Annotated in this window: 13 protein-coding genes; 6 read left to right on the plus strand and 7 right to left on the minus strand. The window is 59.0% G+C overall.

Annotated elements, in window-relative coordinates:
- The first annotated feature begins 10 nt into the window (after positions 1-10).
- Positions 11-1,504 carry an RNA polymerase factor sigma-54 gene (gene rpoN, locus B2344_RS02295; RefSeq protein ID WP_290484587.1) on the plus strand — a complete coding sequence of 498 codons (1,494 nt, stop codon included), beginning with the start codon at positions 11-13 and terminating at the stop codon, positions 1,502-1,504.
- Positions 1,505-1,507: 3 nt separating this feature from the next.
- Here rpoN and B2344_RS02300 read toward each other — a convergent pair whose 3' ends face one another.
- The 3 genes from B2344_RS02300 to B2344_RS02310 form a co-directional block, all read right to left on the minus strand.
- Positions 1,508-2,299 (minus strand): S1/P1 nuclease, encoded by a 792-nt coding sequence (locus B2344_RS02300; protein ID WP_290482467.1) that lies wholly within the window; start codon positions 2,297-2,299, stop codon positions 1,508-1,510.
- Between the two features lie 87 nt (positions 2,300-2,386).
- Positions 2,387-3,223 carry a ribokinase gene (locus B2344_RS02305; protein WP_290484588.1) on the minus strand — a complete coding sequence of 279 codons (837 nt, stop codon included), beginning with the start codon at positions 3,221-3,223 and terminating at the stop codon, positions 2,387-2,389.
- On the minus strand, positions 3,220-4,143 hold the full coding sequence (locus tag B2344_RS02310; RefSeq protein WP_034817030.1) for a nucleoside hydrolase: 924 nt from the start codon (positions 4,141-4,143) through the stop codon (positions 3,220-3,222). Before B2344_RS02310 ends, B2344_RS02305 begins: the two co-directional genes overlap by 4 nt.
- Before the next feature lie 86 nt (positions 4,144-4,229).
- Here B2344_RS02310 and cdd point away from each other — a divergent pair, with 86 nt between their 5' ends.
- Positions 4,230-4,637, plus strand: coding sequence for a cytidine deaminase (gene cdd, locus B2344_RS02315; protein ID WP_290484589.1), 408 nt, complete (start codon positions 4,230-4,232; stop codon positions 4,635-4,637).
- Here cdd and B2344_RS02320 read toward each other — a convergent pair.
- Together B2344_RS02320 and B2344_RS02325 are read right to left on the minus strand one after the other, a co-directional pair.
- Positions 4,634-5,182: a thioesterase family protein gene (locus tag B2344_RS02320; RefSeq protein WP_051608016.1), complete on the minus strand. Its 549-nt coding sequence runs from the start codon at positions 5,180-5,182 to the stop codon at positions 4,634-4,636. The genes cdd and B2344_RS02320 overlap by 4 nt on opposite strands.
- A 281-nt stretch (positions 5,183-5,463) precedes the next feature.
- A complete protein-coding gene (locus B2344_RS02325) occupies positions 5,464-6,645 on the minus strand; it encodes a hypothetical protein (RefSeq protein WP_290484590.1) in 1,182 nt (393 codons plus the stop codon).
- A gap of 224 nt (positions 6,646-6,869) precedes the next feature.
- On the opposite strand from B2344_RS02325, the gene B2344_RS02330 reads away from it, so the two are divergent.
- Complete coding sequence (locus tag B2344_RS02330) at positions 6,870-7,763, plus strand: acyl-CoA desaturase (RefSeq protein WP_290480535.1); 894 nt, start codon at positions 6,870-6,872, stop codon at positions 7,761-7,763.
- A 196-nt stretch (positions 7,764-7,959) separates the two neighbouring features.
- Positions 7,960-8,721 carry a vWA domain-containing protein gene (locus B2344_RS02335; protein WP_206992089.1) on the plus strand — a complete coding sequence of 254 codons (762 nt, stop codon included), beginning with the start codon at positions 7,960-7,962 and terminating at the stop codon, positions 8,719-8,721.
- Positions 8,722-8,839: 118 nt separating this feature from the next.
- On the opposite strand, the gene B2344_RS02340 is transcribed toward B2344_RS02335, so the two are convergent.
- Positions 8,840-9,619, minus strand: coding sequence for an SDR family NAD(P)-dependent oxidoreductase (locus tag B2344_RS02340; RefSeq protein WP_034817023.1), 780 nt, complete (start codon positions 9,617-9,619; stop codon positions 8,840-8,842).
- A 65-nt stretch (positions 9,620-9,684) separates the two neighbouring features.
- Between B2344_RS02340 and B2344_RS02345 the strand changes: the two genes are divergently transcribed.
- Both B2344_RS02345 and B2344_RS02350 read left to right on the plus strand, forming a co-directional pair.
- Positions 9,685-10,086 (plus strand): YkvA family protein, encoded by a 402-nt coding sequence (locus B2344_RS02345; RefSeq protein WP_206992088.1) that lies wholly within the window; start codon positions 9,685-9,687, stop codon positions 10,084-10,086.
- Between the two features lie 4 nt (positions 10,087-10,090).
- Positions 10,091-10,744, plus strand: coding sequence for a lysoplasmalogenase (locus B2344_RS02350; protein WP_290484591.1), 654 nt, complete (start codon positions 10,091-10,093; stop codon positions 10,742-10,744).
- Here B2344_RS02350 and B2344_RS02355 read toward each other — a convergent pair.
- Positions 10,741-11,577 carry a TauD/TfdA dioxygenase family protein gene (locus B2344_RS02355; RefSeq protein ID WP_290482784.1) on the minus strand — a complete coding sequence of 279 codons (837 nt, stop codon included), beginning with the start codon at positions 11,575-11,577 and terminating at the stop codon, positions 10,741-10,743. The two genes, B2344_RS02350 and B2344_RS02355, sit on opposite strands and share 4 nt — an antisense overlap.
- Positions 11,578-11,808: the final 231 nt, after the last annotated feature.

Raw genomic sequence — 11,808 nt, forward strand, 5'->3', positions numbered from 1 at the left:
GGGCTTGGGAATGAAACAGTCACTCGACATGCGCCAGGGTCAATCCCTGGTAATGACGCCACAGCTTCAGCAGGCGATCAAGCTGTTGCAACTGTCAAACCACGAACTGTCGGAATTCGTCGAAGCGGAGATTGAACGCAATCCCCTGCTCAACAAGGCCGAAGAAGAGGGTGCCGCGGAAAGCGACGCCCCGAGAACGGAAAATCGCGAACAACTTTCGCTGGATGACACATCTGGCCTCGGCGCGGCCCGCGAGCAACTCGATGCACCGGGTGAAGACGTCTATGAACCGGGCACAGGTTCAGATGCGGCGATGCCAGCCGGAAATTCCGGACCATCGGCAACGACGGACTGGTCCACCGCCAGCAGCGGCGGCGGATCCGGGGAGGACTTCGATTATACCGCAAATATAAGCTCCGAAATATCCCTTCACGAACATTTGCACACGCAGCTGAACCTGGCTGGCCTTTCAGCGGCCGATCGACTGATCGCGGCCCGCCTGATCGACGAAACCGACGATACGGGATATCTGCGCGCCGATCTGGAGGAAGTCGCCACGGCGCTCGGCGCTGACATCGCGAATGTCGAGGCCGTATTGGGTGTATGCCAGGGCTTTGATCCGACGGGCGTCATGGCGCGCTCGATACCGGAATGCCTGGGCCTGCAACTGAAGGAGCGGGGTCGATATGATCCGGCCATGGAAGCCATGGTCAAGAATCTCCAACTCGTTGCCAAGCATGACCTGAAAGGCCTTGCGGATATCTGCGGTGTCGACAAGGAAGATCTGCTCGACATGATGACGGAGCTGCGCCAGCTGTCACCGAAGCCGGGTTCCAGCTTTGCCGGCGATGCATCGGTCGCGGTGACACCAGACGTTTATGTGCGCGAAATGCCCAACGGCATGTTTGCCGTTGAGCTGAATTCGGAAAACCTTCCGCGTGTCCTGATGGACAAGGCCTATTATGCCGAAGTGACGGCCTTGCCGATGCGCGACAAGGAAAAGGAATTCATCTCCGAATGCGCCGCATCGGCCACATGGCTGATCAAGTCGCTAGACCAGCGCGCCCGCACCATCCTGAAAGTCGCCAGTGAAATCGTCCGCCAGCAGGACGCGTTCTTCGCGCATGGCGTCGCACATTTGCGACCGTTGAATCTGAAGCAGGTCGCAGACGCGATCGAGATGCATGAATCCACGGTCAGTCGCGTGACGACGAACAAGTACATGTCGACCCCACGCGGCCTGTTTGAACTGAAATACTTCTTCTCCGCCTCAATCCCTGCAACAGGTGGCGGCGAAGCACATTCAGCCGAGGCAGTCCGCCATCGGATCAAGAATCTCATTGAGAACGAGAAGCCTGATGATGTGCTGTCGGACGACCAGATCGTCGAAATTCTGACAGGCTATGGCGTGGATATCGCCCGCCGCACCGTCGCGAAGTATCGCGAAAGCCTCAACATCCCGTCCAGTGTCCAGCGCCGCCGCATCAATCGCGCGAGCGCCTGACCCCTATTCGGTCTCCGGGACCGGCTCGAACATCGCGTTCAGATAGGCCGCAAGGCGCACACCGCCCTTGCTCATCTGCTGGTTCAGGATTGGCCGCGCCATATAGGCGTAGTCGTAGGACAGGATTTCCGATTCCGGATAGATCGTGTCGCGAATGGCGGCGCTCTCATCGGCCCATTGTCCGGGCGTGGCCGCGCCCCACTCGCCCAGGTCAGCCGGCGTGATTTTCTGAACCAGCCAATTGGCCCATTCGGTGTAGGAGAGCTCTTCATACTGAATGAGCTTCTCGTCCCAGACCTCGTGCAAATTCGACATTTCCTCGAAGAAGACGACATCGACCCAGTTCCCGCCCCGGTCGGTCCCGTTGCCGGCATGGAGCGGCTGCTGGAGGTCCCCGACAAGGTGCACAATGAACCGAAGCGCCAGTTGGCGCTCCTCAAGAGACGCGGCAGGATCGAGCACGGTGGCCCGAAAACTTGCAAGCGCCGTGATGGCGTCTCCGTTCGCGGGCGGTGTCACATCCGCATAGGTCTGCCCTTCAGGGATCGTGACATAATGCCAGGGATTGGCTTCCGAGCGCCAGAAGGAGTCTGGATTGGAACGCATATAGTCTGGCCAGTCGGATGCTTCGGCAAGACCTTCGGGTCCGAGAATGTCTTCGATAGCTGTTGCAGCGGGTTCGCTAAGATAGGTCGTCGCGACCTCCCCCACGATGCGGTGGCCGGTCTTGCCCCAGGCTGAGGCCGGAAGGGCGAGCGCCGTCACCGCGAGCGCGCTGGCAATCAATCGAAACATGGGGAAACCTCCAACCATCAAAACCTAATTCCAGAAAGCCCTAGCGCGGCCATGCGTCAATTGCATGAAGACGCCTGCGCCCGCCAATCAGAGATATGGATCGAGATCGACACGCTTCGGCAAACTCGGCTGCGCGCCGGGCTTCGTACACGCAACAGCGCCCGCAGCCACCGCGAACTCCAGCGCCTTCTGAGGAGACTGGCCCTCGATCAGGGCCACGGTCAGCGCCGCGGTGAACGTGTCCCCGGCTCCGACCGTGTCGACCACGTTCACTTTCGGGGGTAACGCCTGAGCGATCTGCTTGCCATCTTTCCAGAGCGTTGCCCCGTCACCGCCAAGCGAGATCGCAACATACGCATCCAACTGGTGTAACGCCCCGCCATAAAAGGCCGCTTCGGTCTCGTTCACGCTGATCAGGTCCGCTTCAGCTAGCAATGCGTCGGGCACGACCATGGCCGGAGCAAGGTTCAAGCTTACGAATCCGGTGGCCTTGCGCGCTGCTGCAAGCAACGTCTCTGCGCTGACTTCCAGAACCCCCATCATGTGTTCAATCTCGACGAATTCGACATCAGCAGGGCGCAACACGGCATTCGCGCCGGGGCAGACCACTATCTGGTTCTCGCCATCGGCAGACACCGCGATCAGCGCGACGCCCGTTGTTTCCCCATTCACGTGTTGGACTCCAGACAGGTCCACGCTGCCGGCCTGCAACAGCTTCAATGCTTCCTCTGCCATATCGTCCGCGCCGACAGCCCCCACCAGACGGACATCCGCGCCCAGACGGCGCGCCGCCAAAGCCTGGTTCGCGCCTTTGCCGCCGGGATGGCGGGCAAGCGTGGCACCCGTCACCGTTTCCCCCGGCTGAGGCAAACTCGCACCCGTCGCGACGATATCGAGATTGATAGATCCAACAATCGTGATCATGATGTCTCCAGCAAATCCTTCACCAACAAAAAGAAGCCCGCGGCATCCGCCTTGGTGATCCAGGTATGGCGACCCGTTTCCAGTTTGGACGGCCGGGTCTGTCCGAAACGCGCGCCCGATTCTGTTTCAACCGTCACGTCAGCCCTTCGGCCCTCGAACAGGTGCGGTGCAAGCAGGAATGCGATTGTGGAGGGATCATGCATCGGCGTGCGCTTGCCCTTCCATTTCTGTTCCAGGGCATTCGCCGCTTCCAGCAGCTGCACCATGATGCGCGGCCGGTCGCCCTCCAGTGTGCGGAAGGGAGCCAGATGGGAGTCGAGCGCCCGGACCTGATGCGTCACATCCAGAGAGAGTATTGTGGCTGACGTCTCGCTCCCCAGAACAACAGCCGCCGCATGGGGGTCTGCAAAGACATTGAACTCGGCAAAGGGCGTGATATTGCCGCCCTCGCTGTCAGCGCCGCCCATAAGGACCAGTTGGTCAATACTCTCCGCAATATCCGGCGCCATGATCAGCGCTGTCGCGAGATTGGTCATCGGCCCTGTCATCACGATCGACAGGCCCTTCGGCCCGGCGGCGCGAAGCATGTCGATCAGCGCGTTGACGGCATGCGCTTCGGCCAGCGGCGTTTCCGGCGCAAACGGTTCAAGCCCGGCAATCCCGCTTTCACCATGGAAATCCTCCGCAGTGACCGGCGTGCGCACCATCGGACGCGGGCACCCGGCATATACGGGGACCTCCCTGCGGTCCATCAAGTCGCACATCATGCGCGCATTCCGGCTGGTCAGATGAAGCGGCACGTTGCCGGCAACGGTCGTGATGGCACGTATGTCCAGATCTGAACTGGCCAGCGCCATCATTAACATGACGGCGTCATCCACACCGGGATCACAATCAATTATCAGGGGAATACGGGACATGGCGCTTCGCAGGATTCGGCAATCAAGTGACAAGACAGGCGACAATGCCTAAGCAGGAAGCCCGCACTTGGCCAGAGGATACCTGCGTGACCGACCCGTCCCCTTCCCTGATTGACCGACTTCAAGCTGCCGCGAGCGCCGCGCGTGAACAGGCCCACGCTCCCTATTCCAAATTCAAGGTTGGCGCCGCCGTCTTGGATGAACAGGGCAGGATTTTCGCGGGCTGCAATGTCGAGAATGCGGCCTATCCATTAGGAACGTGCGCTGAAGCGGTCGCCCTGGGTGCCATGGTGGTTTCGGGCGGAAAGACTTGCTCGCACGTGCTGGTAATAGGCGGGGACGGAGACCTTTCGCCATGCGGTGGCTGCCGCCAGCGTATTGCCGAATTGTGTGATCCGGACTGCATCGTCTACGCGGTAGCAGCGGACGGGACCGCCCTGAAAGAGTGGAAGATGGCAGATCTGCTCCCGAACGCCTTTTCGTTTGATCGTTAGGTGCTTCTTTCCGCGTTCCGCGCAGCGTCTTTCGCCTGCAAGTCTGCGATCGCGTCAAGATAGCGCTGGCTCAGCTGCGGGCTTTCGAGGTTGAGCCCCATCGCTTCGAGCGCCATTTGCGTGTCCACCTTTTTCCGACCTCGCCCCACCAGCCGCGCCACCATGCGGCTCTCCGCAATCAGCTTGCCCTTGCTGTGAAACTGATGACGGAAACAAATATAGCAGTCAGCCCACCCAACCAGTTGCGTCGTCAGTTCGAATTTCTGAGGGAATTTCATCATCCGATAGAAGGTGATGGACTCGTGCTGGATGATCGGACTCCAGCCGCGCTTGCGATACGTCATCAGCGCACCGGTACGGCCCATATAGTTCATCGTGCCGAGATCGGTGAACGAGGAATAGCGCGAATTGGTCATGTGACCCAACGGGTCCTGGTCGCCTATCCAGACGGAGGAGCGGACTGTGTGAACATCCATCAGTCCGGTCCGCTTTTTCGTGAAGAAAGCCGGAAGGAAAATACGAAGAAACCTGAAGAACAGATTCATGGACTTACTCTAACCCGTGGACGCGTATCATGGTAAACAGAGATTTCGCTCTCAAGCACCAGATCACGCTGCGTAACAACTGCACCTTTGCTCTGAACGTCATGCAATAGAATGAAGAGCGCCGGTACGACCAGCTTTCGCAAGTCGCAGGCCAGAAACGTAGTAAATGCTCCGCAAGACAGAAAAAAACCGGCACATTCTGTGCCGGTTTAGTTCAGATGGAGAAGCACCATGTCGTTGCTTCAATAGTTCTATGCGTGACACGCAGAAGAGTTCATTTTTCAGGAAATGTCTTGGTTAACGCTTTCAGGTTCGGCGTTTACTTGCGACCTGCCATACAGGATCAGAAGCGCGACCAGACCAATCGACGTGCCCTGACTGGAAAAAAGTTCAAGCATGAGCGCGAAAAACCAGCCGGGAATCGATGTACGGGTCTGCGCTTCAACGAGAATGTCTCCCGAGCCCGTGCCCAGGAGTTCCGCATTTGCGGTCTCAATTCGCGCCAGCAGGTCGTCACGGCGGCGCGCCAGTCCGAGTTCATTCTGTGCGTCTCGGTAGGGCTTCTGGTGCGTTCGTTCGACCCGCTCGACCTCTTCTATATAGGCCTCCAATCCATCGACTGATCGGGTTTCTGGAGGGATGCCTTCCAACTGGCGCCGCCAGTCAGCGATCTGTGTGGCGAGCACGTCCCGGTTTGAACCAGCCCGGACAAGCTCTGCCTCGGCGGCCTGATTGTTGGCGGCGATGTACATTTGCGTGCCGACGATAGAAGTGCCCCCTCCAGCAAGGGCGAACAGCAAGGCACGAACCCCCTCTTTCATTCGGTGGTTGGCCGAATGCCAATAGAAGAAAGTGAAGCCACCGAATGAAATGATCGCCGCGATCACGCCGGTCCATCCCCAGACGCCCGACTGAAGCGGGTCGGCCACGGATTTGGAAAAGGCTTGATAGTTTGCAAAACCGGAGAGGCCCGCTGCCGCGAGGCCTGCCCCGAGGAAGACGAGGGCCAGCAATGTGATGATGATCTTCTCGCCTGTGTGACGACCCTGACGCGCCGCCTTGCGGGCTTGTTTGCGCTCCAGTCGTATTTCGGCGTCGGACCGGACCCGCTGCCCCTCCCCCAATTGCATCACTCTCGGCTCGGCGCGAACGACCGCGTGGGTTGCCCGGATCGGCGCTTCTGAGAATTCAGCATCCATGATGGCGGGCGCCCGGGCTTCCTGGGCCAGCTCGCCGCTTTCAAGCGCGCGAACAAGCTCCCGGAAAGAGCCCGATTGACCACAATTGGCGCAATGGAACTTTTCGGTCAGCTGGTTCAGCGTCAGACTATTATCGCCGGCCTCGATACAGTCCGGGGTCAGGGGGCATGTACTTTTGAGTTCAGCTTCATCCTGACTGGAATCCAGATCCAGTCCCAGGTCCCGAAGGCGTTGCAGATCAAATTGGCGACGATCGTCTGCCATGCAGCGCCTCCCATACCAGTCCGGCACATGTTCCTGACGTGTTCTAGCGGGTTAGGAGCCAGTTCGTCACCCCTGCACCGCACGTTTCGGTCACAAGCCCGTCAACAATGCGGTTCCATCTTTACGACAACAGCTTTGAGGCCTTAAGTCTGTATTAATTCAGTCCGCTGGACACTCAGGAAAATCAAGGCCCACAGGATGTGAGGCTCTCAGGAGGACACTCAATGACGCTGCCGCGTTCGCTCGCCATTCCCAAGACGTGGAAGAATTTCAATTATGCGAGCTTCTTTTCAGCCTTCGGCTATCCGGCACTCGGCCTGGCGCTGTTCATCACCATGATCGTGCTTGGCGTTGCCCTGAGCCAATTGACCTTCCATTGGTGGTACGTTCCGCTAGCCATCGCCGTGATCGGCGCATCGATCTTCGTTTGTAATGCCGGCATCGGGCCGCTTCACCGCATCCTTCAGCATCGCGCAGGCGAACTGGCAATGCCCGGCCAGATCGTGACCATGATCAATCTCGTGATTGCCATGCAGGGCAATGTGAAGGACTGGGTGAACTATCACTCCCAGCACCATCGCTTTTCAGACAAGCCGGGCGATCCGCACAATCCGTTCGAGTCCAAGCGCTGGGCCTGGGTCGGCTGGATCCTTTGGCGTGATCACCGCGACACTCAGCGCCCTCTGGCAATGTGGTTGAAGAACCAGCCAGCTGTAGTGTGGATGGACCGTTTCTATAATGAGATCAGCCTCGTCGTTCATCTCGTGATCCCGGCCGCGATCTATCTGATCGTCTGGGCCGCTGGTGGCTCATTGCTGCTAACTGCGCTGATCCATGCGTCGGTTGTGATTGGCCGCGCCATTCAGTTCCATGCCACGGTTTATGGCATCAACGTGCTGGGCCATCTGAAAACCCCAATCTGGGCTGACCATATGATGGCGCTGTTGACAGGCGGCGAAGCCTTCCATGACCATCACCATGATGAACCAATCAGCGCGCTGCACCGTCCGCGTCGCGGCGTCTGGAACCGGATTGTCGACTATAATGGCACGATCCTTCTGGTCATGGAAAAGATCGGGTGGGTGCGGAATCTGAAAATCGCGCCCCAGTTCGCCTAAACTTCCAGCTCGGAAATCCTACGCCTATAGCAGCCAATATGAACAGCTGCTCATATTCACCGGGTGCGGACAGTCGTTCGCACCCGATTTCCTTTCTAACAACGCGTTAATGCCACATGTGTGCCCGATTTCGCCCGGAGATTAACATGCATCAGGCCGGGTGGCCCGATGTAGATTTCTGGACAGGGACGCACGCATGAAAAAGCTCATCACAACACTCGCCGCCGGCGCAGCCGCCATCGCCCTGATGGGGCCAGCCTCCGCCAAGATACCCGCACCGGAGCCGGACGATGATCCGGGGGCGGTGCATTCCTATATCCTGCTCGACCGAACAGGCTCAATGAGCAGCATCTGGGATGAAGCCCTCACATCCGTGAATGCGTATGCTGCGAGCGTTGGCGAGGCCGATGAAGGGGAAATCGAAGGTAGCGACATCAAAACCGATGTGACGCTGGCCATCTTCGATTTTCAGGAGAGCATGCAGTTTGATGTCTTGCGCGAGAAAGTTGGCGCCGAAGACTGGACGGATGTTACCAATGAGGAAGCCAATCCGCGGGGGATGACGCCCCTGTTCGACGCAATTGGCCGGATGGTATCGCTGGCCGAGGCTGACGACCCGGAAAAGGCTGTGATCGTGATCATGACGGACGGCCTGGAGAACTCATCTCGTGAGCTTACCCGCGATGGTGCCAAAGCTGCGCTCGACAGGGCCGAGGCAAAAGGCTGGGAAGTTGTCTTCCTCGGCGCAGAATTTGCCCGCTTTGACGATGCCGAAGCCGTCGGTGTTTCCGCCTCGAAAACGATGGCGGTGGGCCAGGGCTCAATGCGAGACTCCATGTCGGCGCTGGCCAAGAAATCCCGCGCCTATGGCAAGGGCGAGGAAGCAGAAATCATCTTCAATGACGAAGATCGCGCAATTGCTGACGAGGAAGGCGTTAAACAACGCAAGGGACAGTAAAGGGGACGACCGGGAGCCGGGCTCCCTTTCCGTCCTCGTAGCCCGCTTCCATTAAAGAGGCCCGCCCCCGAGAACCGGGAGCGGGCCTTTGAAGCGTTACTGAGACGGCGTGAGCCGATCAGCGCGGAGCCATGCGAATGGCACCGTCGAGGCGAACGTCTTCGCCATTGAAGTAGCCATTGCTGAGCATCTCACATGCGAGTGACGCATATTCGTCCGGGTTACCGAGACGAGCAGGGTTTGGCACCGAAGCGGCAAGCGCCTGTTTCACATTGTCAGGTGCGCCCTGCATCAACGGGGTGTTGAAGATACCCGGCAGGATCGTGTTGACGCGGATCAGTTCGCGAGCAAGGTCGCGCGCGATTGGCAGGGTCATGCCGACAACACCGCCCTTGGAGGCGGAGTAGGATGCCTGGCCCATCTGGCCGTCTTCAGCAGCAACAGACGCCGTGTTCACAATTGCGCCGCGCTCACCGTCGATCGGATCCAGCGTCATCATGCCAGCCGCAGACTTCGCGATGCAGCGGAAGGTGCCGACAAGGTTGATCTGGATAATCATGTTGAACTTGTCGAGCGGGAAATGGGTGATCTCACCTGTTTCCCGATTACGGCTGGCCGTCTTGATGGCATTGCCCGTACCGGCGCAATTGACGAGGATGCGTTCCTGGCCAATGGCAGCGCGGGATTTTGCAAAGCCAGCGTCCACAGATTCTTCGTCAGTCACGTTCACCTTGCAGAAAACGCCGCCGAGTTCCTTGGCGAGAGCTTCACCCTTCTCCTCATTGAGATCAAAAAGGGCGACTTTGACGCCCTGCGATGCCAGCTTACGGGCGGTTGCAGCACCAAGGCCAGACGCGCCACCTGTAATAACGGCAGAGATATTCGAGTTCAGTTCCATGGGCTGCTGCCCTCCCTTGTTTTTGTTGATACACTGTTGGTCTATAGTGCTGACAGGAGTTCGCAATGTCTGACGCAGCGGAAATTATCAACATGGTCAAGGACGCCGAGGGACGGTTCACACCGCAATCGGTCGAGCGCCTTGAACGCAATACGAGAGGGCTCGTGCCCAAGCTGCTGCGCGTTGCCGGAAAGATACCGTTCGCGGATGACCTTGCGGCAGCTTATTTCGCCGCGCGCGATCCTGACACGCCACTCAAGGCAAAAGGCGTTCTGTTTGCCGCCGGCGCCTATTTCGTAATGCCAATTGACTTGCTGCCGGATTTCCTGGCCGGGCTCGGTTTTACAGATGACGCAACCGTGCTGGCCACGGCACTAGGTATTGTCGGCATGCATGTGAAAGACGTGCATCGCGGAATGGCACGACGCCTGCTCCGCCTGCCGGAACCAGTCAAGCGCGCAGACTGATCCGGTGACACTTCCAACTGGCGTCCTGCTCACATCGATGGTCCTCGGCGTCCTGTACGGCACGGCCTTCTGCTGGCGACCGCACAGCCTGCTCAAGCTGATCGTGAAAACCGGCTCCACCGCCCTGCTGGCGCTGTGGGCATATTTGCTGGGAGGCCCAGTCCTGCTGGTGGCCGGGCTGGCCCTCAGTTCTCTTGGTGATTTCTTCCTTGAGGCCGACGAAAATGACAAATTCCTTCTGCCTGGCATGGGCGCGTTCTTTGCCGCGCATGTCGCCTATATCGCCCTGTTCTGGGCGCTGCCCCAGGCCGACCGGACCCTGTTGATCCTCGCAGCACAGATTGGCTTGATCGCCTGCGGGGTCGTTTTCATTCGCTGGCTGGCGCCGTGGGTCACAAAGGGCATGCGTCTGCCGGTGATCGGATATGGCGGCATCATCCTGATGATGGGCGCTGCCACCCTGAGGCTCGAGCCCGCTTATCTTCTTGTCCTGCTGGGCGCGCTCATGTTCATCGCGTCAGATGTGATCCTGTCGTTTCAATTATTTGTCAGGCCAGCGGACGCGCCGAAACCCGCCCTGCCCTCTATCGCGCTCTGGTTTCTCTATTATGGCGGTCAGGCCCTGATCGCCTGGGGCGTGCTCAGCAACCTCGCCTAGCGCGGCTTGTCACCATTGATCGTCGCCCGGCGCATGTGGCGGCGATGGCCGTGATAATCATTCAGCGCATAATGCCAGACACAGCGATTGTCCCACATGGTGACGTCGCCCTCCTGCCAGCGCACGCGGCACGTATTGCGCTCTTCCCGTGACAGGTCGAACAGATAGTTGAGCAGCGGCCGGCTTTCCTTCCGGCTCCAGCCCGCAAAGCGCAGCGTGAAAGCGGGGTTGATGAACAGGCCCTTGCGGCCCGTCTCGGGATGCGTGCGGATGACGGCGTGTTCGTATTCCGGCGCATCGGGCGCGGCTTTGGCGTCCATCGACTGGCGCACGGCAGCGGAATAGCCATCCGCGCCGTATTCCTTGCTGGCCGTATGGATGGCGGTCATGCCTTGCAGCGTGGCCTTCAGCCCATCGGACAGCCGATCATAGGCGGCCTGCTGGTCTGCGAATAATGTGTCCCCACCATAGGGCGGCACGTCGATGGCGTGCAGGACCGAGCCGAGTGCTGGCTCCTCAAGGAAGCTCATGTCGGAATGCCAGCCGCCACCGAAATTGGTTTTCTCGTCCGGCTCCTTGATGATCTCCATCAGTTCCGGATGGTCATCCATGCCCTTCACGTAAGGGTGAATGTTCAGCGTGCCGAAGCGGCGGGCAAAATCCTTCTGCTGGTCTGGCGACAGGCCATGCTGGCCGCGCAGAACAATCACCTTGTGATCCAGGAAAGCCTGATGGATCTCATCGAAATCGGCATTGGACAGCCCAGCGAGCAGGTTTGCTCCATGGATTTCGGCACCCAGAGTGCCCGACAGGCGGTGAATGGTGAGGGTCATGAGCCGAAGTGAAGCACCCCGCTACACCAGACGCAATAATGTCATTTGCGCGTCCCATAGAAATGTGAGACAGACGCGGCGGGCCAGGCGCCCCCAACGGTGCCCAGCCTATCTGTGAGGATAGGAGTAAAAACAGATGACGAATGTCGCCAAACCCGGCGTGCTGCCAGCATGCCCGCACTTTTCTTCCGGCCCGACTGCAAAGCGTCCCGGATTTTCCCTCGAAAAACT

Origin of the sequence: Hyphomonas sp. UBA3195, from assembly GCF_002366485.1 — a bacterium.
GTDB lineage: Bacteria > Pseudomonadota > Alphaproteobacteria > Caulobacterales > Hyphomonadaceae > Hyphomonas.

Bases quoted from the DNA above. Each gene is read 5' to 3' on its own strand.
- B2344_RS02340 (WP_034817023.1), bottom strand. From the start codon at position 9,619: ATGGAACTGAACTCGAATATCTCTGCCGTTATTACAGGTGGCGCGTCT.
- rpoN (WP_290484587.1), top strand. From the start codon at position 11: ATGAAACAGTCACTCGACATGCGCCAGGGTCAATCCCTGGTAATGACG.
- B2344_RS02310 (WP_034817030.1), bottom strand. From the start codon at position 4,143: ATGTCCCGTATTCCCCTGATAATTGATTGTGATCCCGGTGTGGATGAC.
- B2344_RS02305 (WP_290484588.1), bottom strand. From the start codon at position 3,223: ATGATCACGATTGTTGGATCTATCAATCTCGATATCGTCGCGACGGGT.
- B2344_RS02345 (WP_206992088.1), top strand. From the start codon at position 9,685: ATGTCTGACGCAGCGGAAATTATCAACATGGTCAAGGACGCCGAGGGA.
- B2344_RS02325 (WP_290484590.1), bottom strand. From the start codon at position 6,645: ATGGCAGACGATCGTCGCCAATTTGATCTGCAACGCCTTCGGGACCTG.
- B2344_RS02335 (WP_206992089.1), top strand. From the start codon at position 7,960: ATGAAAAAGCTCATCACAACACTCGCCGCCGGCGCAGCCGCCATCGCC.
- B2344_RS02355 (WP_290482784.1), bottom strand. From the start codon at position 11,577: ATGACCCTCACCATTCACCGCCTGTCGGGCACTCTGGGTGCCGAAATC.
- B2344_RS02300 (WP_290482467.1), bottom strand. From the start codon at position 2,299: ATGTTTCGATTGATTGCCAGCGCGCTCGCGGTGACGGCGCTCGCCCTT.
- B2344_RS02330 (WP_290480535.1), top strand. From the start codon at position 6,870: ATGACGCTGCCGCGTTCGCTCGCCATTCCCAAGACGTGGAAGAATTTC.
- B2344_RS02320 (WP_051608016.1), bottom strand. From the start codon at position 5,182: ATGAATCTGTTCTTCAGGTTTCTTCGTATTTTCCTTCCGGCTTTCTTC.